The sequence below is a fragment of the Microbacterium forte genome, assembly GCF_031885415.1.
In the GTDB taxonomy this organism is placed as follows: domain Bacteria; phylum Actinomycetota; class Actinomycetes; order Actinomycetales; family Microbacteriaceae; genus Microbacterium; species Microbacterium forte.
Window position 1 is genome coordinate 473,458 of the sequence record NZ_CP116871.1, and the last position, 23,413, is coordinate 496,870.

Here is a 23,413-nt window from a genome sequence, read left to right on the forward strand (position 1 = left end):
CTAGTACGAGAGCGAGGTTGCAATGTGGTGGTCGGATCTCACAACGGCCGTTACCGATCTGTGAGCGAATCGTTCGACGCACGAAACACCGGGCGTCACATGCGGGAAACACCAGGCTCCTATCGTCGCCTTCACGACGTCCCCCGGCGATTGGAGCAGTATGAACGAGGTCTTCCTCACCCCCAAGGAGATCGTCGTCGTGGGTGCCGGTATGGTCGCCCACCGGTTCGTCGAGAGCCTGATCAGCCGGGCTGACACGCCGATGCATGTGACGGTCATCGGCGACGAGGCACGCCGGCCCTACGACCGGGTCGGTCTCACCGGATTCTTCTCGGGGGCGACGCCGGAGGATCTCGAGCTCGATCCCTCGGTCTTCGACGACTTCCGCGTGCGGTTCATGGCCGATGACAGGGTGCTGCGGATCGACCGTTCGGCTCGCACCGTCACGACCAGATCGCGAAAGAGCATCCCGTACGACACGCTCGTGCTCGCCACAGGCTCCTACGCCGCCAAGGTCGCCGTCGACGGGGCCGACCTGCCAGGATGCTTCGTCTACCGCACCCTCGAAGATGTGCACTCGCTCAAGGAGTTCGTCTCGGTGCGGAGCCGGATGCTCGGCCGTCCGCTGCGCGGCGCCGTCATCGGCGGAGGTCTCCTCGGTCTCGAGGCTGCCGGCGCACTGCAGGGGATGGACGTGGAGGCGACCGTCGTGCAGTACTCGGATCGCCTGATGTCGGCGCAGCTGGACTCCGCAGGTGGAGGAATGCTCAAGCGACTGCTCGAAGCGCGAGGGATCTCGGTGCGCACTCAGTCGCGCACGACGCGTCTCGATCCTGACGAGTCGGGTGCGGTCACCGCACTCGAGTTCCAGGACGGTTCGGTCGAGAGAGCCGACGTCGTCGTCTTCACGGTGGGTGTCCGCCCGCGCGACGAGCTCGCACGCAACGCGGAGATGCTCGTGGATCCGCGGGGTGGCATCATCATCGACGACCGGTGCTCGACCTCTGACCCGCACATCCTGGCGATCGGCGAGGTCGCCAGCTTCGAGGGTCGCTGCGTCGGTCTCGTGGCACCCGGATATGCGATGGCGGAGGTCGCAGCCACCCGCCTCCTCGGCGGTGACGCGGCGTTCCCCGGATACGACGACTCCTCGAAGCTCAAGCTCTCGGGCGTCGACGTCGCGAGCTTCGGCGATGCGATGGCGACCACTCCGAACGCTCTCGACGTCGTCTATGCCGATCCGGTGGCCGGGGTCTACAAAAAGCTCGTGCTGTCGGACGACGCGCAGACGCTGCTCGGTGGGATCCTCGTCGGAGACGCGGCAGCCTACGGCGCCCTGCGCCCCCTGGTGGGGGCGAAGCTCGGGGCGGACCCTGCCGCGTACCTGCTGCCGGAAGGCGGCAATGAGGCGCCAGGCGGCGAGCTGCCGGACGAGGCCGTCGTCTGCTCGTGCTCTAACGTGACGGCTGGACGCATACGCCAGGCGGTGCACGAGGAGGGCTGCACCGATGCCGCCGCGGTGAAGGGGTGCACGAAGGCAGGCGCCACCTGTGGGTCCTGCGTCCTGATGGTCAAGAAGGTCGTCGGTCAGGAGCTGACGAAGCTCGGTCAGACCGTGTCTCACGCGCTGTGCGAGCACTTCGATCTCTCGCGCCGCCAGCTGTTCGACGCGGTGCGGGTCGCGCAGCTCACGACGTTCAGTGCGATCGTCGACCGGTTCGGGCGCGGGCGCGGGTGCGACATCTGCAAGCCGGCGATCGCCAGCATCCTGTCCGTCCTCGTCGGGGCCCATGTGCTCGACGGAGAGAACGCCACGCTGCAGGACACCAACGACCATGTGATGGCCAACATGCAGAAGGACGGCACGTACTCGGTCGTGCCGAGGATGGCCGGCGGAGAGGTCACCCCGGAGGGACTGATCGCTATCGGGCAGATCGCCAAGGACTTCGCGCTGTACACGAAGATCACCGGCGGTCAGCGCATCGACATGTTCGGGGCGCGGCTGGAGCAGCTGCCGCTGATCTGGCAGCGTCTGGTCGACGCCGGCTTCGAATCGGGCCAGGCCTACGGCAAGTCGCTGCGCACGGTGAAGTCGTGCGTCGGCTCGACGTGGTGTCGATACGGAGTGCTCGACGCCGTCGGCATGGCGGTCAAGCTCGAGCTCCGCTATCGGGGCCTTCGCGCGCCGCACAAGCTCAAGCTCGGCGTGTCCGGGTGCGCTCGCGAGTGCGCCGAGGCGCGGGGCAAAGACGTCGGCGTGATCGCCACCGAGACCGGATGGAACATGTACGTGGGCGGGAACGGCGGATTCACTCCGCGGCACGCCCAGCTGCTGGCCTCCGATCTCGACGACGAGGGGCTGATCACGGCCATCGATCGGTTCTTCATGTACTACATCCGCACGGCCGATCGTCTGCAGCGGACGGCTCCGTGGTGCGAGGATCTCGAAGGGGGGCTCGACGGCCTCCGGAGCGTGATCTTCGACGACAGCCTCGGTATCTGCGCCGATCTCGACGAGGCGATGGCGCAGCACGTCGATCGCTACGAGGACGAGTGGGCGGCCACCCTCGCCGACCCCCTCAAGCTCGAGAGGTTCCGGTCATTCGTGAATGCCGCCGACACACCTGATCCTTCGCTCGCCTATGTCTCGGAGCGCGGCCAGATCCGTCCGGCCACCGCGGAAGAGCGCCGCACCGGCGGGGTCCTCATCGCCGGGACCGCGCTGGAGGTGCGTCGATGAGCCTCGCGATCGACGCCGCGACGCACGTGCAGGTCTGCACGATCGGCGACCTCGAGGTCGAGAGAGGTCGCGCGGCTCTCATCGACGGACAGCAGGTGGCGCTGTTCCTCCTTCCCGACGGGACGGTGCTCGGCGTCGACAACCTCGACCCCTTCTCGGGTGCGCACGTCATCTCACGCGGGATCGTGGGCAGCCGGGGGGACACTCCCACCGTCGCCTCTCCACTGCACAAGCAGGTCTTCGATCTGCGCACAGGCGAGTGCCTCGAGACCCACGGCAAGCCGCCTGCGGCGCTGCGGGTGTGGCCGGTCGCGATCGACGACGGCACCGTGTACGTCGGGCCGCCGGAGAGCACGGGCCCATGAGACGCGCACGAGTGGGCAGGGTCGACCTGATCGGCGGCGGGCCGGGTCCGGCTGATCTCATGACGGTGCGCGCGTATCGACTGCTCATGGCGGCGGATGTCGTGATCGCCGATCGCCTCGGTCCGTTCGAGGAGCTCAGGCACGAGCTGCCACCGCATGTCGAGATCATCGACGTCGGCAAACGCCCGGGACATCATCCGGTGCCGCAGCACGAGATCGACGCTCTCCTGGTGGACCGCGCTCTCGCAGGGCATCGGGTGGTTCGCCTCAAGGGTGGGGACCCGTTCGTTCTCGGGCGCGGGGGCGAGGAGGTGCTCGCGTGTGAGGCCGCCGGCGTGCCGGTCAGTGTCACACCGGGTGTCAGCAGTGCGATCTCCGTGCCTCAGTCCGCGGGCATCCCCGTGACCCACCGTGGCGTCGCGTCGGCCGTGCACATCCTCAACGGCCACGGCGACCTCACCGCGAGCGCGATCGCGTCCATGTCCGATCCGTCCGTCACCACCGTGATCCTGATGGGGGTGGCGTCGCTGCCTCGCCTGGCCGCTTCAGCCGTCTCGCACGGCGTGCCGGGGGACATCCCCGTGGCGATCGTCGAGAACGGGCACACCGAGAGGCAGCGGACGATCCGCAGCACCCTCGCGCAGGCGGCCACGGATGCGGCCTCGGCCCAGGTGGTGAATCCGGCCGTGATCGTGATCGGCGAAGTCGCCCGGGCAGGGCTGCTGCTGCCGACACCGGCGATGATCGCGGAGAGCATGACATGACCACTGCGCGCGCACTCGACTCCGCGCTGGCCGGGTGCACGATCATCGTCGCCGCCGACCGTCGCTCGGTCGATCTGGCGACCGCTCTCGAGCGGCGGGGCGCGGTCGTCCATCGAGCACCCGCGCTGAGCATCGTCACCAACTCCGACGACGCCGAACTGCTCGCTCGCACCGAGCGAGTGATCGCTTCTCCACCGGACATCGTGATCGTCACCACCGGGGTCGGGTTCCGCGGATGGATGGATGCCGCGCACGAGAACGGCCTCGACGGGCAGCTCGACCGAGCCCTGCAGGGTGCGCACTTCGTCGCTCGGGGCCCGAAGGCGCACGGTGCGATCCAGCAGGCGGGCTTCACGGCCGACTGGGTCGCCGAGTCCGAGACATCGGCCGAGGTCGGCGAGTACCTCCTCGCCTCCGGAGTGGCAGGGAAGCGGATCCTCGTGCAGCATCACGGCGCCGGCGCGGACGGACTCGACGAGTTGCTGACGGATGCCGGCGCAGAGGTGCTGAGCATCACCGTCTACCGCTGGGGCCCTCCTCCGGACCCGGACGTGGTGCGACGCTCGGCGCTTCAAGCGGCCGGCGGGGAGGCAGACGCCGTGCTGTTCACGTCGGCCCCGGGAGCGGCATCGTGGATCGCGTTCGCCGAGGAATCCGGCGCGCTGGAGAGCGTCAGGAGGCGCGCCGAGTCGGGGCGCCTCCTGCTCGCCTGCGTGGGGCCGATCACCGCCGCGCCTCTGCACACCGCGAACCTTCGCACCACGATCGCCGACCGGGGGCGTCTCGGATCGCTCGCCCGGACCGTCATCGCGCACTTCGGAGGGGGGAAGGCGCCGTCTCTGCCGACCGATGCCGGACTCGTCGAGGTGCGCAGCGGCGGAGTCCTCGTGGACGGTGCGTTCATCCCGCTCTCCCGGTCGGCGGCAGCGCTGATCGAGGCACTGGCCTCGGCAGGGGGCCGCGTGCTCTCGCGAGCCGAACTCGGCGGGGTGCTTCCGGGGGCGGAGCGCAACGGACACGCGGTCGAGGTCGCCGTCGCACGGCTGCGGGAGGCGCTCGGCGGTAACGAGCTCGTGCACACCGTGGTGAAGCGGGGCTATCGTCTCGCGGTCACCGAGTACTGAGCGGCGTCGCAGCGGCGACCGGAACACCGGGCGCTCCGGATCGCACGACGCGCGGGAGGGTGGCCGGGTAGCCGCTCAGCGGGTCACTCGGCAGGGGCGTCCGTGGGCGCGGGCTCAGGGGTCGCCTGGTCCGACGGCAGCGGAGCGTCGGTCGGTTCGACGGTCGGCGTAGGGGAGGGCGCTGGCGGGTTCACCTGAGCATGCACGACCTGACTCACGATGGCGCCGGCGATGATCAGCACGCCGACGACGACGGCGATCGCGTTGTCGCGGGTACGGCGGCGGATCTGCCCCTCGTGCCACGTCTTGCGGGCTGTGTGCAGGCGCGCGCGCTCCGCTTCGGTGCGCGACTGCTGCGTGCTCTTCCCGCGTCCGGCCATTGCGTGCTCCCTTACTCGACGTGAATGTGCAACGTCGCCTGAGAGCCTACCGTCGAGATCGCGCCGCCCTGTTCTGCCCGAAGTGTCGGTGCCCCGCGTTAGCCTGGACGGATGACCTCCGCAGCCGCACTGCTCTCCGGGCAGACGCCCCTCGCCGTGCGCATGCGCCCCGTGTCGCTCGATGAGGTGGCGGGCCAGAAGCACCTGCTGCGCGCCGGTTCTCCCATCGTCGCCCTGGCCGATCCCGCTGCCTCCTCCCCGGGTGCCGTCTCGATCATCCTGTGGGGGCCGCCCGGCACCGGCAAGACCACCCTCGCTCAGGCGATCGCGCGCTCATCCGGGCGCAGGTTCGTCGAGCTCTCGGCGATCACCGCCGGCGTCAAAGACGTGCGCGAGGTCATGCAGGAGGCGATCACCCAGCGGGACCTCTACGGCCAGACCACGATCCTGTTCCTCGACGAGATCCATCGATTCACCAAGGCGCAGCAGGACGCGCTGCTGCCCGGCGTCGAGAACGGGTGGGTCCTGCTGATCGCCGCGACCACCGAGAACCCCTCGTTCTCGGTGATCTCGCCGCTGATGTCGCGGTCGCTGCTCCTGACGCTGCAGCCGCTGACAGACGACGACGTCGGGCTGCTCGTCGATCGGGCGGTGACCGATGCGCGCGGACTCAACGGCGCGGTCACTCTCGCCGATGACGCGCGTGCCGCCCTCATCCGACTGGCGTCCGGCGATGCGCGACGCGCGCTCACGGGGCTCGAGGCGGCTGCGGCCGTCGCTCTGTCGAAGGGCAAGGAGGGCGCGGTGCCGGCCGCGACCGCCGACGATGTCGCTCAGGCCGTCGACAAGGCCCTGCTGCGGTACGACCGTCAGGGTGACGAGCATTACGACGTCATCAGCGCGTTCATCAAGTCGATCCGCGGCTCCGACCCCGACGCCGCACTTCACTACCTCGCAAGGATGATCGAGGCGGGGGAGGACCCCCGTTTCATCGCGCGGCGTCTGGTGATCTCGGCGTCCGAAGACGTGGGTCTCGCCGATCCTCAGGCGCTCTCGATCGCGGTCGCCGCCGCCGATGCGGTCGCCTTCATCGGCATGCCCGAGGGGCGGATCCCGCTCGCCGAGGCGACCGTCTACCTCGCCACGACCGCCAAGTCGAACGCGGCGTACGTGGGAATCGACGCGGCGATCGCCGACATCCGCTCCGGCGGGTTCGGTCGGGTGCCGCTGCACCTGCGCGACGCCCACTATCCCGGTGCCAAGCGGCTCGGCCACGGACGCGGCTACGTCTACCCGCACGACGGCGAGTTCGGCATCCTTCCGCAGCAGTATCTGCCCGACGAGCTGCGCGGGAAGCGGTACTACGAGCCCAAGAACTTGGGCGCTGAGCGAGACATCTCGGCCCGCCTGGAGCGCATCCGTCGCATCCTCGACGGCCGGTGACACGAATCTGTTAGACTGGATCGGCTCGAAACCAAGTTTTCGGGCATCTCCTCGTTCACACCCCACCTTGCTGGCGCCCCGGCGTGCGCTCCAAGGCAGAACGCGGACGATACGTCCGTGAGTCGTGAAAGACGCGACCACGTCATCGGAAGGATAACTTCGTGACCACGAAGTCCCAGGACCGCCGCAAGGTGCGTCTGAGCCGTGCACTCGGCATCCCGCTCACCCCGAAGGCCGCCCGCTACCTCGAGAAGCGTCCCTACGCTCCGGGCGAGCACGGCCGCACCAAGCGCAAGGCTGACAGCGACTACGCCGTCCGTCTTCGTGAGAAGCAGCGTCTGCGCGAGCAGTACGGCATCCGCGAGAAGCAGATGCGCAACACGTTCAACGAGGCTCGCCGTCAGGAGGGCCTGACCGGTGAGAACCTGGTCGAGCTGCTCGAGATGCGTCTCGACGCCCTCGTCGTGCGTTCGGGCTTCGCCCGCACCACTGCGCAGGCTCGTCAGCTCGTCGTGCACCGTCACATCCTCGTCGACGGTCAGCTCGTCGACCGCCCGTCCTTCCGCGTGAAGCCGGGTCAGCTCATCCACGTCAAGGCCAAGAGCGAGGGCACCGAGCCCTTCCAGGTCGCAGCAGCCGGCGGCCACGCCGAGGTCCTGCCTCCCGTTCCCGGCTACCTCGAGGTCGAGCTCGACAAGCTCCAGGCTCGCCTGGTTCGTCGCCCGAAGCGCGCCGAGGTCCCCGTGACCTGTGAAGTGCAGCTCGTCGTCGAGTACTACGCAGCTCGCTGAGTTCAGCTTTTCCGCAGAAGGCGTCGGGGTCACCCGACGCCTTCTGTCGTTTCCGCATACGATGGAAGCACCGCGCCCACGCGGGCCAAAGGCAAGGATGGCGACATGAAGAACGTGCAGTGGTTCCTGATCGGTGTGATCGGCGGCTTCGTCGCGGCGCATCTCATGAACAACGACCCGCGCGGTCATGAGATCCTCGCCGAGGTCGACGCCCGCTTCAACGAGTTCACGGGGATCGTCGGCGATGCCTTCCGCGCGGAGCAGGCTCGTCTCACCGAACCCTCTGACGACTGACCGTCGCGGCAGCCTCGCCGCGATATCACGTCAGTCTTCACGCCCTTCCACACCCTGTACGCAAGGACACCTGGCACCCCTATGAAAACTGCGGAGATCGCGGAGCGGTATCTCGACTTCTTCGAGAAGAACGACCACCTCATCGTCCCCTCGGCCTCGCTGGTCAGCGATGACCCGTCGCTCCTGTTCACGGTCGCCGGAATGGTGCCGATGATCCCGTACCTCACCGGAGTCGTGCCCGCACCGCATCCGCGCATCGCCGATCTGCAGAAGTGCATCCGCACCAACGACATCGAAGAGGTCGGCAAGACCGCGCGTCACGGCACCTTCTTCCAGATGATGGGCAACTGGTCGTTCGGCGACTACTTCAAAGAGGGTGCGATCCGCTACGCGTGGGAGCTCCTGACGAGCTCCGAGGCCGACGGCGGCCTCGGTTTCGACGAGAAGGACCTCTGGGTCACCGTCTACGAGACGGATGACGAGGCCGAGGCGATCTGGCGTGACATCATCGGCCTCAAGCCCGAGCGCATCCAGCGTCTGGGGCGCGCCGACAACTACTGGAACACCGGTCAGCCCGGCCCCGGTGGACCGGACTCCGAGATCTTCTTCGATCGCGGCCCCGCATACGGCAAGGACGGCGGCCCGGCCGCCGACGACTCGAGGTTCCTCGAGATCTGGAACCTCGTGTTCATGCAGGACTTCATCGAGAACATCCGGGGCAAGACCGAGTTCGACATCGTGGGGGAGCTGCCCCAGAAGAACATCGACACCGGCATGGGACTCGAGCGCGTCGCCTTCCTCAAGCAGGGCGTCGAGAACATGTACGAGACCGATCAGGTGCGCCCGGTGCTCGACCGTGCGGTCGAGCTCTCGGGTCGGCGCTACGGAGCCGTGCACGAAGACGACGTCCGCTTCCGGGTGGTCGCCGACCACGTGCGCTCGTCGCTCATGCTGCTGTCGGACGGCGTTCGCCCGTCCAACGAGGGCCGCGGCTACATCCTCCGACGCCTGATGCGTCGCACCGTGCGCTCGATGCGTCTGCTCGGTGTCGACGAGCCGGTGTTCCCCGAGCTCTTCGCCACCTCGCGCGACGCGATGAAGTCCGCCTACCCCGTGCTCGAGAAGGAGTGGTCGACTCTCTCCGCTTCGGCGATCGCCGAGGAGGAGACCTTCCGCCGCACGCTGGCATCGGGATCCACGATCCTCGACCTCGCGCTCGATGAGACGAAGAAGAGCGGCGGAGCGTCGCTGAGCGGCTCCGAGGCGTTCCTGCTGCACGACACCTACGGCTTCCCGATCGATCTCACGCTCGAGGTCGCCGAAGAAGCGGGTCTGGCGGTCGACCGCGAGGCGTTCGACACCCTCATGCAGGAGCAGCGCTCGCGCGCCAAGGCCGATGCACGCAATCGCAAGCGTCAGCTCGCGGACGTCTCCGTGTACCGCGATCTCCGTGCTCTGGGTGAGACGGGCTTCGACGGATACTCCGAGCTCGAGGTCGACTCGCGCATCCTCGGAATCCTCGTCGACGGCCACACCGTTCGCAGCGCCGCAGAGGGGCAGATCGCCGAGGTCGTGCTCGCCGAGACCACGCTGTACGCCGAATCCGGTGGGCAGGTCGCCGACAAGGGCGTGATCGTCGGCCCCGGGTACGAGCTCGAGGTGCTCGACGTGCAGCGCCCGGTGCCCGGACTCATCAGTCACACCGTCGAAGTCACCCGTGGTGTCGTCGCCGTCGACGATGCGGCCACCACCGTCGTCGATGCGGCGAATCGACGCGCGGCTCGCCAGGCTCACTCCGCGACGCACCTCGTGCACGCCGCGCTCCGCGACACCCTCGGTCCGACGGCGACGCAGGCCGGGTCGCTCAACCGTGCGGGCTACATGCGGTTCGACTTCTCGTGGTCGCAGGCGCTCTCGGCTGACACGCGCACCGAGATCGAGGAGATCACCAACCGCGCCGTCAACGACGCCCTCGAGGTCACGACCCGCATCGTGACGCTCGATGAGGCGAAGGATGCCGGAGCCATGGCTCTCTTCGGCGAGAAGTACGGCGATGTCGTGCGCATGGTCGACATCGGAGGGCCGTGGTCTCGCGAGCTGTGCGCGGGAACCCACGTCAGCACGAGCGCGGAGATCGGTCTCGTCAGCGTCGTCGGCGAATCGTCCGTCGGTGCGTCGAACCGACGCATCGAAGCGCTCGTCGGTCAGGATGCGTTCCGCGAGCTCGCGGCAGAGCGTGCACTCGTGTCGCAGCTGACGACCTCGCTCAAGACCCCTCGCGATCAGCTCGCCGAGCGCATCGCCGATCTCTCCGCGAGCCTCAAGGCGGCCGAGAAGCGCATCGCGCAGTTCGAGTCCAAGGAGCGCGCGGGTCGTGTTCCCGCCATCGCCGATGCGGCGAGCCGCGTCGGCGCCTTCCGGGTCGCTGCGCAGTCGCTCGGCGAGGTGGCTTCGGCCGATGACGTGCGCGAGCTCGTCCTCGCTGTCCGGGACCGCCTCGGTTCCGACGCCGCCGTCGTCGCGCTCGGCGCCTCCGTCAACGGTCGCCCTGTGGTGGTCGTCGCGACGAACGACGCCGCCCGTGCGGCCGGCGCCAAGGCGGGAGCGCTCGCGAAGCGCGCCGCTTCGGTGCTCGGTGGAGGCGGCGGCGGTCGTGATGACGTCGCTCAGGGCGGTGGCACCGATGTCGCAGCTCTGCAGTCGGCGCTGGAGGCCGTGTCGCAGGAGCTGCAGTCAGCGTGAGCGGATTCCGCCGCGGGGTGCGCATCGGCATCGATGTCGGGCGGGCGCGCGTCGGGGTCGCTCGCTGCGATCCGGACGGCATGCTCGCGGTGCCCGTCGAGACGGTGCAGCGGAACGAGCAGGCGATCGACCGGATCGCCACGATCGCCGAGGACTACGACGTGCTCGAGTTCGTCGTCGGACTGCCCGTCAACCTGATGGGTGCCGACACGGCATCGACGACGGATTCCCGTGAGTTCGCGGTCGCCCTCCAGGCTCGCACAGGCACTCCTGTGCGGCTCGTGGACGAGCGGCTCAGCACGGTCACTGCACACGCCGCGTTGCGTTCTTCGGGCAGAACACAGAAGAACTCTCGTAGCATTGTGGATCAGATCGCCGCGGTGGTCCTGCTGCAGCAGGCGATCGACACGGAGAAGAGCACCGGAAACCCGACCGGTGCCACGATTCCGCTCGACGAGGAGTCCCCCCGATAATGCCCGAACGTGAGAGTGCTTCGCCCCAGCACGATCCGGACGCCCGCCTGGGTGACCTGTTCGAGAACCTTCCCGACCCGGCGCAGCAGATCCCGACGGTTGACAACACGCCACCCGCGCCGGGGTCTCGTCGAGCGGCACGCGAAGCCGCCGCCGCGCAGTCGTCCACTGACCCCGCACGCCCGTCCGCGGACACGTCGACGGGTGAGGACGTGTCGACCCGAGCGATGCCGACGGCCGCCGCCGAGGACCCCGCCGTGTCGTCGCCTTCGGCGGATCCGACGGGTTCCGCGGAGCGAGCCTCCGACGCCCCGTCGGGCGGGCCTACCGGCGACGGGGCTCCGGCCCGGGCCGGCGACGGCTCCGCGGCAGGCGGCCGTCTGGAGGACCTCTTCCACGGACATCCCGAGGACCACACCGGCAACCGACCGCCGGCGAAGAAGAAGCGTCGCACAGGGTGCCTCGTCGCCCTCGTCATCGTCCTCGCGGTGATCGGCGGCATCGTCGGCGCAGGCGTCTGGGCGTGGAACGCGTACGGCGACAAGATCAGCGATGCCCTCGGCTGGGGCGATCCGAAGGACTGGGAGCCGGGGATGGCCACCGGCGAGGTGCTCGTCACGATCCATGAGGGCGACACCGGCGCACCCGTGTCGGCGGCGCTGTACGAAGCCGGCGTCACGCGCACGGAGGATGTCTTCTACGACTACCTCGTCACCGAGAACATCGCGGTCACCTTCTATCCGGGCATCTATTCCCTGAAGGAGAAGATGACGGCCGAAGCGGCGCTCGAGGCGCTGCAGAACCCCGAGAACAAGCGCGAGAACTCCGCCAGCGTCGGCGAGGGCGCGACCATCGAATCCTCGCTGCCCGACATGGCCGAGTCTCTGGGCATGCCCGTCGAAGAGCTTCAGGCTGCGGTCGACGCGGATCCGGCGACCTACGGTGTCAGCGCGCAGAGCCTCGAGGGGTGGCTCTTCCCGGCCGTCTACACGTTCGATCCTGAGGTGACCGCCACGCAGGTGATCCAGCGCATGGTCGATCGCACGAAGGAAGCGCTGACGGAGGCCGGGGTGCCCGCCGAGGATGCGCAGCGCGTGCTGACGATCGCGTCGATCATCCAGCGCGAGGGCCTCACCGCAGACTTCCCGAAGGTGTCGCGCGTGATCGAGAACCGTCTCGACATCGACATGAAGCTGCAGATGGACTCGACGGCGCAATACGGATACGGCTCGCTCCACGAGGGTGTCGTCTCGAGCTCCGCCGAGGCGCTCGAGGACGACAACCTGTGGAACACCTACGTGCACACCGGCCTGCCGGTCACACCGATCGCCAGCCCGAGCTTTGCGGCGATCGATGCAGCGATGCACCCGGCCGACGGTCCGTGGCTGTACTTCGTGACGACGAACCTCGCCACCGGCGAGACCCAGTTCTCGGTCACCTATGAGGAGCACCTCCAGGGCGTCGAGAAGTGGGAGCAGTGGTGCCAGGAGAATCCTGACGGGGGATGCTCGGCCGGATGACCCAGCGGCGCCTCGCGGTATGGGGAGACCCGATCGCGCATTCCAAGTCACCCCAGCTGCACGCCGCGGCATACGCCGCACTCGGTCTCGACTGGGAGTACACGCGTCGCCGAGTCGACGAGGCGGCGTTCATCGAGGCGCTGGAGACTCTGGACGATTCGTGGCGCGGGCTCTCGCTCACGATGCCCCTGAAAGAGAAGGCGCATCGAGCCGCGCGAACGCACGATCGCTGCGCGGACCTCACCGGAGCGGTCAACACGCTCCTGCTGACCGGTGGGATCAGCGGGTTCAACACCGATGTCGGCGGGATCGTCGATGCCCTGGGTGAGCAGGGTCTGCTCGACATCGACCGGGTCCGCATCCTCGGCGCCGGTGCCACGGCCTCATCCGCTCTGGTCGCGTGCGTCGAGGCAGGAGCCCGCTCGATCGATGTGCGGGCACGCCGACCTGAACGCGCCGCCGCGCTCCTGGCCCTCGGGCATCGGCTCGGTGTCACGATCTCGGCGTCTCCCTTCGATGCCGACCTGCCCGACGTCGGGCTCACCGTGGCGACGCTGCCCGGTGGCACGGCGCTCGGCCCCGCTACCTCTGCGCGGCTGTCTACGAGCGGGGGAGTGCTGTTCGACGTCGCCTATTCGCCGTGGCCGTCGGCTCTCGCCTCGGCATGGAGCGACGGCCGCGCCGTCTCCGGTGAGGGGATGCTGCTGCGCCAGGCCGTGCGGCAGGTCCGGATCTTCCTGCACGGCGACCAGAGCGTTCCGCTGCCCTCCGAGGAGGCCGTGGTCGCCGCGATGAAGGCCGTTCTGTAGTCACCGGTCGTCACGCGGCACGATCCGAGTCGAAAGGCGTGGGAGACTAGAGCAATGCTCCGCGTGCTCACGGCCGGCGAATCGCACGGCCCAGAACTCATTGCCGTCATGGAGGGTCTGCCTTCAGGCGTCCCTGTGTCCTCCGAGGCGATCCAGGCCGATCTCGCACGTCGCAAGCTCGGCTATGGGCGCGGCTCGCGCATGAAGTTCGAGCAGGACGAGCTGACGATCTCGGGCGGCGTCCGCCACGGCAAGACCCTCGGCAGCCCGATCGCTCTCCGCATCGGCAACACGGAGTGGCCGAAGTGGATCGAGGTCATGAACCCCGAGCCCGTCGAGCTGACAGACAAGTCCCGTGGCCGGAGCGCACCGCTGACCCGCCCGCGGCCAGGACACGCCGATCTCGTGGGCATGCAGAAGTACGACTTCGACGAAGCACGGCCCATCCTCGAGCGTGCCAGCGCACGAGAGACGGCTGCCAGGGTCGCCCTCGGCGCCATCGCCCGCTCGTTCCTCGGCGAGCTGGGCATCCGCCTCGTCAGCCACACGCTGTCGATCGGGCCGGTACGCGTGCCGGACGGCGCTCCGCTTCCGACCCCCGAAGACGTCGACACGCTCGATGCCGATCCGCTGCGCTGCTTCGACGCGACGACCTCCGCCCTCATGGTGGAGGAAGTCGATGACGCGAAGAAGGACGGCGACACCCTCGGTGGGATCGTCGAGGTGCTCGCATACGGTCTTCCGCCCGGACTGGGCTCGCACGTTCACTGGGATCGCCGTCTGGATGCACGTCTCGCGCAGGCACTCATGAGCATCCAGGCGATCAAGGGCGTCGAGGTCGGCGACGGCTTCGAGACCACGCGCCGACGCGGCTCCGCCGCTCACGACGAGCTGTTCACGACCGCAGACGGCATCTCGCGCGGCTCGGACCGCGCGGGAGGCACCGAGGGCGGGATGTCGACCGGAACGGTGCTGCGCGTGCGCGCGGGAATGAAGCCGATCGCCACCGTGCCGCATGCTCTTCGCACGATCGACGTCGCCTCGGGCGAGGACGCCACCGCACACCATCAGCGCTCTGACGTGTGCGCCGTGCCGGCGGCCGGAGTGGTGGCCGAAGCCATGGTGGCCGTCGAACTCGCCAATGCCGTGCTCGAGAAGTTCGGGGGCGACAGCATCGGCGAGACCCGCCGCAACCTCGAGGGTTACCTCGCGGCGATCCCGGCCGAGCTGCGCACGACGCCCGCGTCCGAGGCGGCGCTCATCGCGCATGACGAGCGAGGCTGATCCGCTGACGCTGGTGCTCGTCGGTCCGATGGCCGCCGGCAAGACCAGCGTCGGGCGTCGCGTCGCGCGCAAGCTCGGCGTGCCGTTCGTCGACACCGACAAGCGCGTGGTCGCAGCATACGGCCCGATACCGGCGATCTTCGAGCAGCACGGTGAGGCGCACTTCCGCGCGCTCGAGCGCGCCGCGGTCGCAGAGGCTCTGGGGGCGGGCGGTGTGATCTCCCTCGGCGGTGGGGCCGTGACGGACGCGGCCACCCGCACGCTGCTGATCGAGCACCCGGTCGTGTTCCTGACCGTGACCCCTGCGGCGGTCGCCGATCGGATCCACAGCGGCGGACGCCCCCTGCTCGCGGGCGATGACCCCGTCGGGCGTTGGACACAGATCTTCGAAGAACGTCGAGACTGGTATGACGAGGTGGCATCCGTGACGTTCGACACGTCACGGCGCCCCATGCAGCGCATAGCCGACGACATCGTGGCATGGAGGAGAGAACTGGGATGAGTACGACAACCATCAGCGTGACGGGGGAGAACCCCTACGACATCGCCATCGGACGCGGCATCCTCGACCGGGTGTCGGAGGCGCTCGATCCCGGAGTGCGCAAGGTCCTCGTCGTCCACCCGCCCACGCTCGCCGCCCGCGCGGCGGAGCTGCGGGATCGGCTGCTCGCCGACGTCGAGAACGGTCAGCGAGAGGTTCTGCTCGCAGAGGTGCCTGATGCCGAGCAGGGCAAGCGCATCGAGGTGGCCGCCTTCTGCTGGCAGGTGATGGGACAGGCCGACTTCACCCGTTCGGACGCCGTCGTCGGATACGGCGGCGGCGCCGTGACCGATCTCGCCGGCTTCGTCGCGGCGACCTGGCTGCGGGGGGTGCAGCTCGTCCAGGTGCCCACCACCGTGCTCGGCCTCGTGGACGCATCGGTGGGCGGCAAGACCGGGATCAACACCGCCGAGGGCAAGAACCTCGTCGGCGCTTTCTGGGCACCTCGCGCGGTGATCGGCGACCTCGACGAGCTCGCCAGCCTCAGCCCGAACGAGGCGACCGCGGGCTTCGCCGAGGTCGTGAAGGCCGGATTCATCTGGGCGCCCGAGATCCTCGACATCATCGAAGCGGACCCCGCGCGCGCCGTCGACTCGACGACACCCGAGTTCCGTCGGGCGATCGAACTCGCCATCGACATGAAGGCGCAGGTCGTCTCCGACGACTTCCGCGAAGCGGGCCAGCGCGAGATCCTCAACTACGGCCACACCCTCGGCCACGCGATCGAGCATGCCGAGCGATACCGCTGGCGCCACGGTGCGGCGGTCTCGATCGGCATGCTGTACGCGGCTGAGCTGTCGCGACTCGCCGGCCGACTGTCGGACTCCGCCGCCGAGCGTCACCGCACGATCCTCGACTCGCTCGGGCTGCCGACCGGCTATCGTGCCGGTGCATGGCCACAGCTGCTCGCGACGATGCAGCGCGACAAGAAGAGCCGGGGTGGCATGCTGCGGTTCATCCTCCTCGACGACATCGCCAAGCCCACCGTGCTGCAGGCGCCGGACGAGTCGCTGCTCTTCGCCGCCTACCAGGAGATCGGCGAATGACCCGTCGCATCCTGCTCGTCAACGGTCCGAACCTCAACCTGCTCGGCAGCCGCGAGCCCGAGGTCTACGGCACGGCGACACTCGCCGATGTCGAGAAGCTCACCGCTGCGGCCGCCGAGGCGGAGGGCTTCGAGCTCCGGGCGCTGCAGAGCAATCACGAGGGGGTGCTGATCGATGCCATCCACGCCGCGAGGGAGGACTGCACTGCGATCATCATCAACCCAGGCGGGCTCACGCACACGAGTGTGGCGCTGCGCGACGCCCTGACCGGCGTCGCTCTGCCCTTCGCCGAGGTGCACATCTCCGACGTGTACGCGCGGGAGGAGTTCCGGCACCATTCCTACCTCCACGATGTGGCAGCGGTGCGTGTGATCGGCGAGGGCGTCGACGGCTACGCGAGCGCTGTGCGGCAGCTCGCAGCGCTCATCGCGTAGAATCGACTCTCGGCCCACCCCAGTCCACCTCGGACGCGAGCGGCCCCCAGACTCTAGAAACGGAAAGTCCAGCGCATGGCATCTACCGCAGACATCAAGAACGGCGTCGTCCTCAACATCGAGCGGCAGCTCTGGAGCGTCGTCGAGTTCCAGCACGTCAAGCCCGGCAAGGGCGGCGCGTTCGTCCGCACGAAGCTCAAGAACGTGATGAGCGGCAAGGTCGTCGACAAGACGTTCAACGCCGGCGCGAAGATCGAGATCGAGAATGTCGACCGTCGCGACTACACCTACCTGTACACCGATGGTGACGGGTACGTCTTCATGGACCAGACCGACTACGACCAGATCACTGTCCCCGCGGCGACCGTCGGCGATGCGAAGAACTTCCTGCTCGAGAACCAGCAGGTCACGATCGCGCTCAACAACGGCAACCCGCTGTACATCGATCTGCCGGCGTCCGTGATCCTCGAGATCACCTACTCCGAGCCGGGCGTGCAGGGCGACCGCTCGTCGGCCGGCACCAAGCCCGCCACGCTCGAGACGGGTTACGAGATCCAGGTGCCGCTGTTCGTGGAGACCGGCACCAAGGTCAAGGTCGACACGCGCACCGGCGACTACCTCGGTCGCGAGAAGTAAGGCGTGAGCGCCCGTACGAAGGCGCGCAAGCGCGCACTCGACATCCTGTTCTCCGCCGACGTCCGTGGCGACGAGGTCGCGGTGGCCCTGGCCGCCGAAGCCAAGCGCGCCGCGAGCGAACCCGCCCGCGAGGCCTCCTGGCTGTACGCGCGCGAAGTCGTAGACGGCATCATCGACCACCGCGACGAGATCGACGAGCTCATCACGACGCACAGTCGAGACTGGAAGCTCGAGCGGATGCCCGCGGTCGACCGCGCGCTGCTGCGCATCGGCGTCTGGGAGATCCTGTTCAACGCCGAGGTGCCGACGGCCGTCGCCATCGATGAGGCGGTCGAGCTCGCCAAGGAGTTCTCCACCGACGATTCGGGCGCATTCGTGCACGGCGTGCTCGCCCGCGTCTCTCGCGCGGCCTGAGCGACGACTCAGGACGCGGTCTCCGAGATGTCGGAGGCCCTGGGAAGGATGGGGTCATGCCCGCGCCGCACGTCGATCTTCGGGATCTCATGCAGATCACCGATGCGGGTGGTTATCAACGCGGTCTCGCCTATTTCCGCGAGGGCAACGTGCTCGACGTGGTCTGGCATGAGGATCTCCTCGAACTCGAGGGGCATGTTCGCGGCAGCTCCGATGCCCAGTATGTGACCGAGATCCTCTTCCACTCGTCGAACGGGACGAGGCGTCCGAGGACGACTCGCTGCTCGTGCCCGGTGGGCAGCGGCTGCAAGCACGTCGTCGCGACGCTGCTCGCGTCCAACGTGCACGAGTACTCCCAGCAGGCGGCGGCTCTTCAGCGTCAGCCCGAGGTTCAACCCGAGTCAGTCGCGCCCCGCAGCGCTGCGGCGACGTCGTGGCGCAGTCTGCTCGACCCGTCGGTCTCTCGGCACCCCCAGCGCCTCGCGCTCGGGATCGAGCTGCGGCACCGCGAGTCCCGCAGCGAGAACCACTGGGGACCACGCCCCGTTCGTGCTGCGACGGCACGCGATCTGGCACGTCCGAACGGGGAGCTGCTGCTGGCGATCCGTCCGATGATGCGCAGTGCGCAGACCGGCGCCTGGATCCAGGGAGGCGCAGGCTGGGATGCCGTCCGGCGCGACGCCTCACAGTTCGGTCGCGATCAGAACCGCTGGTTCGGCGACCTGCTCAGCATCTCGCGGGATTCGCTGCTCTCCGGCAACGCCGGCGAATGGCTCGTCCTCGACCAGGTCGAGTCCCCTCTGCTCTGGCGGCACCTCCGATCGGGCGCCGAGCTCGGCATCCCGCTCGTCGCGAGTCAGAAGAGCGCCTCGGTGCGCATCGCGGCCGGCGCGGAGGTCTCGACACGCATCACTCGAACGGACGACGGCTCTCTGGCGGTGTCCGCGGACGTGCGCATCGACGATCGAGAGGTTCCTGACCGGGAGGTGCATCCGATCGGCCGCACGGGGGTGTACTCGGTCGGCCTCGTGGGCGCACGGATCGAGATCGTCCTCGCCGAGGTGTCGCTGAGCGAGCAGACGCGCGCACTGCTCGCGGCACCCGATCCGATCGTCGTGCCCTCCGACGACGAGAAGGCGTTCATCGCCGACGCGTATCCGCTGCTGGCGAGACGAAGCACCGTGCGCACGGTCGGCGCGGTCGCGCTCCCCGACGTTCCCGAGCCGGAGCCCGTGTTGACCGTCAGCTACGAGCGCGGCGATGTCGTGAGCTACACGTTCGAATGGTCATACGGTCAGTTCGGGCGCGTGCCGTTCGCCTGGAACGACGCAGCAGTGCGCGACGCCGCCGTCGAGACCGCCAAGAGGGCGGCGATCGAGGCTGCGTGGCAGGAGTTCCGCACGACGAGCTTCAGGCCGAGCGGTTCCTTCCATGACATCGACGCGGCGGCGTTCGTCGCGGAGGGGGTTCCCGCACTCGAGGCGGTGGGAGTCCGCGTCGAATCGAGCGGAGAGCGCAAGGCGTACCGCGAGCTGATCGGCGATCCGCAGGTCAAGGTCACGACCGTCGAGTCGACTGACTCCGACTGGTTCGATCTCGGCATCCTCGTGACGATCGACGGCCGGACGATCCCCTTCGGGCCGCTGTTCACGGCACTGAGCAAGGGGCGCAAGAAGCTGCTCCTCTCCGATGGCGGGTACTTCTCACTCAACCACCCGTCGCTGGATCGTCTCCGTGACCTCATCGAGGAGGCGGGCGAGCTCGACGAGTGGGAGACGGGTCCCCGGATCAGTCGCTACCAGACCGATCTCTGGGAGGAGTTCGAGGATCTCGCAGACGAGGCCGAGCCTGCCGTCAGCTGGCGCGCCACGGCTGACGGGCTTCGTCAGGCCACCGGTGTCCCCCCGACGCCCGTGCCCGAGGGGGTTCAGGCGGAGTTGCGCCCCTATCAGAAGACCGGCTTCGACTGGCTGGTCTTCCTGTGGCGTCATCGGCTGGGCGGAATCCTCGCCGACGACATGGGTCTCGGCAAGACCCTGCAGCTCCTGACGTTCGTGCAGCACACGAGGGATGCCGGCGAGACGCGGCCGTTCCTCGTGCTCGCGCCCACGTCGGTGCTGAGCACCTGGCGGTCGGAGGCCGCGCGATTCACTCCGGGGCTTCGCGTGTCGATCGTCGACAGCACGAGCGGAAAACGCGCTGACGTGCTGAGGGCGGCGGCACGGTCGAGCGATCTCGTCGTCAGCTCGTACACGGTCGCACGACTCGACGAAGAGGAGTTCCGCGAGGTCGAGTGGGCCGGGCTGATCCTCGACGAGGCCCAGTTCGTCAAGAACCCCAAGACGAGACTCCACCGCGCCATCTCGACGTTCCGTGCCGACGTCACGTACGCCGTGACCGGCACGCCGATGGAGAACAGCCTCTCCGAGCTGTGGTCGCTTCTCAAACTCGCCGCGCCGGGGCTCTTCCCCTCGGCGCGGAAGTTCAAGGACCGCTACATCCAGCCGATCGAGAAGGGGAAGGTGCCCGAGAACGAGGAGGGCGGCGAGTATCGCGCTCGGCGCCTCGCCCAGCTCCGTCGTCGCGTCAGGCCTCTGATGCTGCGGCGCACGAAGGAGCTCGTGGCGCCCGATCTCCCTGCCAAGCAGGAGCAGCTTCTCGAGGTCGAGATGAGCCCGGAGCACAAGGCGCTCTACGACGTCGTGCTGCAGCGCGAGCGTCAGAAGGTCCTGGGGCTGATCGACGATCTCGATCGCAACCGCTTCATCGTGTTCCGCTCTCTCACGCTGCTGCGGATGCTGAGCCTCGCACCTGCGTTGGTCGACGAAGCCGATGCGGACATCGGCTCGAGCAAGCTCGACACGCTTCTCGAGCGAGTGGTCGAGCTGCAGGCCGAGGGGCACCGCGCGCTCGTCTTCAGCCAGTTCACCTCGTTCCTCGATCTCGCAGCTGCTCGTCTCGAGGCCGCCGGCGTCCCGTATGCGCATCTCGACGGCTCGACGCGGCGCAGAGAGCAGGTGATCGACGGGTTCAAGGCGGGGGAGCAGCCGGTGTTCCTGATCAGTCTGAAGGCCGGTGGGTTCGGACTCACGCTGACCGAAGCCGACTATGTCTTCCTTCTCGATCCCTGGTGGAACCCGGCCGCCGAAGAGCAGGCGATCGACCGCACGCATCGCATCGGGCAGACGAATCAGGTGTTCGTCTATCGGATGATCTCGACCGGCACGATCGAGGAGAAGGTCCTCGAGCTTCAGCGCCGCAAGGCCAGGCTCTTCACCGCGGTGATGGACGACGACGAGCTCTTCGCGCAGTCGCTCACGGCGGACGACATCAAGGGTCTGTTCGACGAGGCCTGATTTGTTCCGGCCGGGTCACCGCATCCGTCCAGCACCCCGTCGGTAGAATCGAACGGCTCACTTCAGGAGGAATGCATGCGGATCACGGGACTCGGCCACGCCGGGATGTTCATCGAGACAGTCGGCGGGAACATCATCTGCGACCCGGTTCTCGGGCCCTCGTTCTTCGGCTCGTGGTTCCCGTTCCCCGACAACCGCGCTCTCGACTGGGAGCGGTTCGGCCGCGAGGCGGACTTCCTCTACATCTCTCACCGGCACCGCGACCACTTCGACCCGACGCTGCTCGAGCGCTACATCCGCAAGGACATCGAGGTGCTGCTGCCCGAGTACCCCATCGATGACCTCGAACAGGACATCAGGGCACTGGGATACACGAACATCACCTACGCCCCGGCGGGCAAGATCATCGAGCGCGGTGATCTCAAGATCATGATCACGCCGTTGCGAGCGCCGAGTGACGGCCCCATCGGCGACTCGTCGCTGAGCGTCGACGACGGCACCGGATCGGTGCTCAACCAGAACGACTCCCACCCCCTCGACCTCGACACGCTGCTGCACTTCGGCAAGCCCGACGCGTACTTCACGCAGGTCTCGGGTGCGATCTGGTGGCCCATGGTCTACGACCTGCCGATGGACGCGAAGCAGAACTTCGCGAAGCTCAAGCGAGACGCGCAGAACAAGCGAGCGATGTACTACATCGACAAGGTGGACGCTCCGCACGTCTTCCCGATGGCAGGGCCGCCCATGTTCCTGCGCGACGATCTCTTCGACTTCAACGGGGTCGGACGCAACGGTGAGTCCATCTTCACGGACCAGAAGCAGTTCCTCGCCCACATGAAGGAGCTCTCCCCGCAGTACGACGGGCATCTGTTCGTTCCGGGGACGGTCGTGACCGTCGACGCCGGTCAGGTGTCGACCGAGCAGACGCTGTACACCGAGGCGGAGCTCGCCCACATCTTCGATGCGAAGTGGGACTACCTCGACGAGCAGCGGGCGTCCCGCCAGCAGGAGATCCTCGATGAGGAGGCTTCTCGCGCAGAGGTCCTTCCTGCCGCCGAGATGCTCGATGAGCTGAAGGCCTGGTGGGAGCCGCTGCTGAAGAAGTCGCGCACCATCCGCCTCGGAGTCGGTGGCTGCGTGCGATTCAGGATCGGCGACCTCGACATGGTCGTGGACTTCCCTCGGGCGAAGGTCCGCGAGTATGCGGGCGAGGAGTGCATCTACTGGTACACGATCCCCGCTGATCTCGTCTCGACGAACATCCGCGATCATGAGATCGACTGGTCGAACTCGATCTTCCTCTCCATGCAGTTCCAGGTGGGACGCAGCGGCAAGTTCAACGAGTTCCTGACGACGTTCCTCAAGTGCCTCTCGGTCGACCGCATCGAGTACGTCGAGAACTGGTACCAGGAGCAGACGGATCAGACCGAGGACGCCGAGATCGGCGACTGGGTCGTGCAGCGCCGCTGCCCGCACCTGCGTGCCGACCTGACCAAGACCGGCAAGGTCGACGAAGACGGCATCCTGACCTGCAGCATGCACGACTGGAAGTGGGACCTCAAGACCGGCCGCTGCCTGTCGACGAGCGGTCACCCCATCCGTTCCACGAAGATCGACGAAGTCAGCGACGCTGTGCTCAGCGAGGCCAGCTGACGTGTCACGAACCCCGCATCCGCAGGGATCGGGTCGTGATGCCCGAACGACGCGGCTCGAGTACAAGGGGCCGTTGCGCGGTGCGCGATGGATCGTGCGCTCCAACCCCGAGCGACTCGTGCGCATCGCCGCGGACTTCTTGACCGGCGTGGGCTTCGAGCGCCGCGACGACGACTTCGACGGCAGGCTCCGCGCGCGAGGCTCGGAGTGGACGGCGACCGCGCTCGAGATCGGCGACGAGAAGGGCTCGAAGCGCAGCTGGTGGCGAGGTCTGCTGACCGACGAACTGCCCTTCCCGTTGCCCCACGCGCTGCAGCCCGTTCTGCCCCCGACCCTCGTCGTGGCCGCAGCACGCCCCGTCGCCGTCGGCGTGGCCGAGCTCGTCGTCTTCCCGCACACTTCGGCACGTGGAGATGCGACGCATGCGCGCGCAGCGGCACCACGCGTCACATCCGCCCTGGAACAAATCACCGCCGCCGCCGGGGCCGAGGGCGCGATGCTCTCGCACGAGTCACTCTCCGGCATAGCGAACGACGGCTCGCCCGCATCGCAGGCGGTCGTTCGTGAAGTCCTGGAGTGGCGCTGAGTCGCGCTAGACTGGGTC

Annotated in this window: 21 protein-coding genes; 20 read left to right on the forward strand and 1 reads right to left on the reverse strand. The window is 68.1% G+C overall.

Going from position 1 to position 23,413, the window contains the following annotated elements; all coding sequences use genetic code 11:
* Positions 1 to 160 precede the first annotated feature (160 nt).
* Genes nirB through OB895_RS02435 form a run of 4 tightly spaced genes read left to right on the forward strand, consistent with a single transcriptional unit; the run spans position 161 to position 4,993 of the window.
* Positions 161 to 2,740, forward strand: coding sequence for a nitrite reductase large subunit NirB (gene nirB / locus OB895_RS02420; protein WP_197066010.1), 2,580 nt, complete (start codon positions 161 to 163; stop codon positions 2,738 to 2,740).
* Positions 2,737 to 3,105 (forward strand): nitrite reductase small subunit NirD, encoded by a 369-nt coding sequence (gene nirD, locus OB895_RS02425; RefSeq protein WP_311878890.1) that lies wholly within the window; start codon positions 2,737 to 2,739, stop codon positions 3,103 to 3,105. Before nirB ends, nirD begins: the two co-directional genes overlap by 4 nt.
* A complete protein-coding gene (gene cobA, locus OB895_RS02430; RefSeq protein WP_042540568.1) occupies positions 3,102 to 3,869 on the forward strand; it encodes a uroporphyrinogen-III C-methyltransferase in 768 nt (255 codons plus the stop codon). The genes nirD and cobA overlap by 4 nt, the downstream gene beginning before the upstream one ends.
* Positions 3,866 to 4,993 carry a uroporphyrinogen-III synthase gene (locus OB895_RS02435; protein WP_079112822.1) on the forward strand — a complete coding sequence of 376 codons (1,128 nt, stop codon included), beginning with the start codon at positions 3,866 to 3,868 and terminating at the stop codon, positions 4,991 to 4,993. The genes cobA and OB895_RS02435 overlap by 4 nt, the downstream gene beginning before the upstream one ends.
* Positions 4,994 to 5,076: 83 nt before the next feature.
* Here the strand turns inward: OB895_RS02435 and OB895_RS02440 are convergent, their stop codons facing one another.
* A complete protein-coding gene (locus OB895_RS02440; RefSeq protein WP_042540565.1) occupies positions 5,077 to 5,373 on the reverse strand; it encodes a hypothetical protein in 297 nt (98 codons plus the stop codon).
* A 111-nt stretch (positions 5,374 to 5,484) separates the two neighbouring features.
* Here OB895_RS02440 and OB895_RS02445 point away from each other — a divergent pair, with 111 nt between their 5' ends.
* The 16 genes from OB895_RS02445 to OB895_RS02520 all read left to right on the forward strand — a co-directional run bounded on the left by OB895_RS02445 (position 5,485) and on the right by OB895_RS02520 (position 23,395).
* Positions 5,485 to 6,816, forward strand: coding sequence for a replication-associated recombination protein A (locus tag OB895_RS02445; RefSeq protein WP_311878896.1), 1,332 nt, complete (start codon positions 5,485 to 5,487; stop codon positions 6,814 to 6,816).
* Positions 6,817 to 6,977: 161 nt separating this feature from the next.
* Positions 6,978 to 7,607, forward strand: a complete 630-nt coding sequence (gene rpsD, locus OB895_RS02450; protein ID WP_052492801.1) for a 30S ribosomal protein S4 — start codon at positions 6,978 to 6,980, stop codon at positions 7,605 to 7,607.
* Between the two features lie 105 nt (positions 7,608 to 7,712).
* Positions 7,713 to 7,901, forward strand: coding sequence for a hypothetical protein (locus tag OB895_RS02455; RefSeq protein WP_042536610.1), 189 nt, complete (start codon positions 7,713 to 7,715; stop codon positions 7,899 to 7,901).
* An 81-nt stretch (positions 7,902 to 7,982) separates the two neighbouring features.
* Positions 7,983 to 10,643, forward strand: coding sequence for an alanine--tRNA ligase (alaS, locus tag OB895_RS02460; protein ID WP_056376934.1), 2,661 nt, complete (start codon positions 7,983 to 7,985; stop codon positions 10,641 to 10,643).
* Entirely contained in the window at positions 10,640 to 11,116 is a 477-nt protein-coding gene (gene ruvX / locus OB895_RS02465) for a Holliday junction resolvase RuvX (RefSeq protein ID WP_056376932.1), read from the forward strand. Before alaS ends, ruvX begins: the two co-directional genes overlap by 4 nt.
* Positions 11,116 to 12,636 carry an endolytic transglycosylase MltG gene (gene mltG, locus OB895_RS02470; protein ID WP_311878903.1) on the forward strand — a complete coding sequence of 507 codons (1,521 nt, stop codon included), beginning with the start codon at positions 11,116 to 11,118 and terminating at the stop codon, positions 12,634 to 12,636. Before ruvX ends, mltG begins: the two co-directional genes overlap by 1 nt.
* Positions 12,633 to 13,445, forward strand: coding sequence for a shikimate dehydrogenase (locus tag OB895_RS02475; protein ID WP_311878904.1), 813 nt, complete (start codon positions 12,633 to 12,635; stop codon positions 13,443 to 13,445). The genes mltG and OB895_RS02475 overlap by 4 nt, the downstream gene beginning before the upstream one ends.
* Positions 13,446 to 13,499: 54 nt before the next feature.
* Positions 13,500 to 14,729: a chorismate synthase gene (gene aroC, locus OB895_RS02480; RefSeq protein ID WP_079112817.1), complete on the forward strand. Its 1,230-nt coding sequence runs from the start codon at positions 13,500 to 13,502 to the stop codon at positions 14,727 to 14,729.
* Positions 14,713 to 15,231, forward strand: coding sequence for a shikimate kinase (locus OB895_RS02485; RefSeq protein ID WP_079112816.1), 519 nt, complete (start codon positions 14,713 to 14,715; stop codon positions 15,229 to 15,231). The genes aroC and OB895_RS02485 overlap by 17 nt, the downstream gene beginning before the upstream one ends.
* A complete protein-coding gene (gene aroB / locus OB895_RS02490) occupies positions 15,228 to 16,316 on the forward strand; it encodes a 3-dehydroquinate synthase (RefSeq protein WP_079112815.1) in 1,089 nt (362 codons plus the stop codon). The genes OB895_RS02485 and aroB overlap by 4 nt, the downstream gene beginning before the upstream one ends.
* Positions 16,313 to 16,750, forward strand: a complete 438-nt coding sequence (gene aroQ, locus OB895_RS02495) for a type II 3-dehydroquinate dehydratase (RefSeq protein WP_056376921.1) — start codon at positions 16,313 to 16,315, stop codon at positions 16,748 to 16,750. Before aroB ends, aroQ begins: the two co-directional genes overlap by 4 nt.
* A 75-nt stretch (positions 16,751 to 16,825) precedes the next feature.
* Positions 16,826 to 17,386: an elongation factor P gene (efp, locus tag OB895_RS02500; RefSeq protein ID WP_042536619.1), complete on the forward strand. Its 561-nt coding sequence runs from the start codon at positions 16,826 to 16,828 to the stop codon at positions 17,384 to 17,386.
* Between the two features lie 3 nt (positions 17,387 to 17,389).
* A complete protein-coding gene (nusB, locus tag OB895_RS02505) occupies positions 17,390 to 17,800 on the forward strand; it encodes a transcription antitermination factor NusB (protein WP_042536620.1) in 411 nt (136 codons plus the stop codon).
* A 56-nt stretch (positions 17,801 to 17,856) separates the two neighbouring features.
* Positions 17,857 to 21,156 (forward strand): DEAD/DEAH box helicase, encoded by a 3,300-nt coding sequence (locus OB895_RS02510; RefSeq protein ID WP_228385699.1) that lies wholly within the window; start codon positions 17,857 to 17,859, stop codon positions 21,154 to 21,156.
* 75 nt (positions 21,157 to 21,231) lie between these two features.
* Positions 21,232 to 22,809: a Rieske 2Fe-2S domain-containing protein gene (locus OB895_RS02515; protein WP_311878912.1), complete on the forward strand. Its 1,578-nt coding sequence runs from the start codon at positions 21,232 to 21,234 to the stop codon at positions 22,807 to 22,809.
* Between the two features lies 1 nt (position 22,810).
* Positions 22,811 to 23,395, forward strand: coding sequence for a hypothetical protein (locus OB895_RS02520; RefSeq protein ID WP_079112813.1), 585 nt, complete (start codon positions 22,811 to 22,813; stop codon positions 23,393 to 23,395).
* The last annotated feature ends 18 nt before the right edge of the window (positions 23,396 to 23,413 follow it).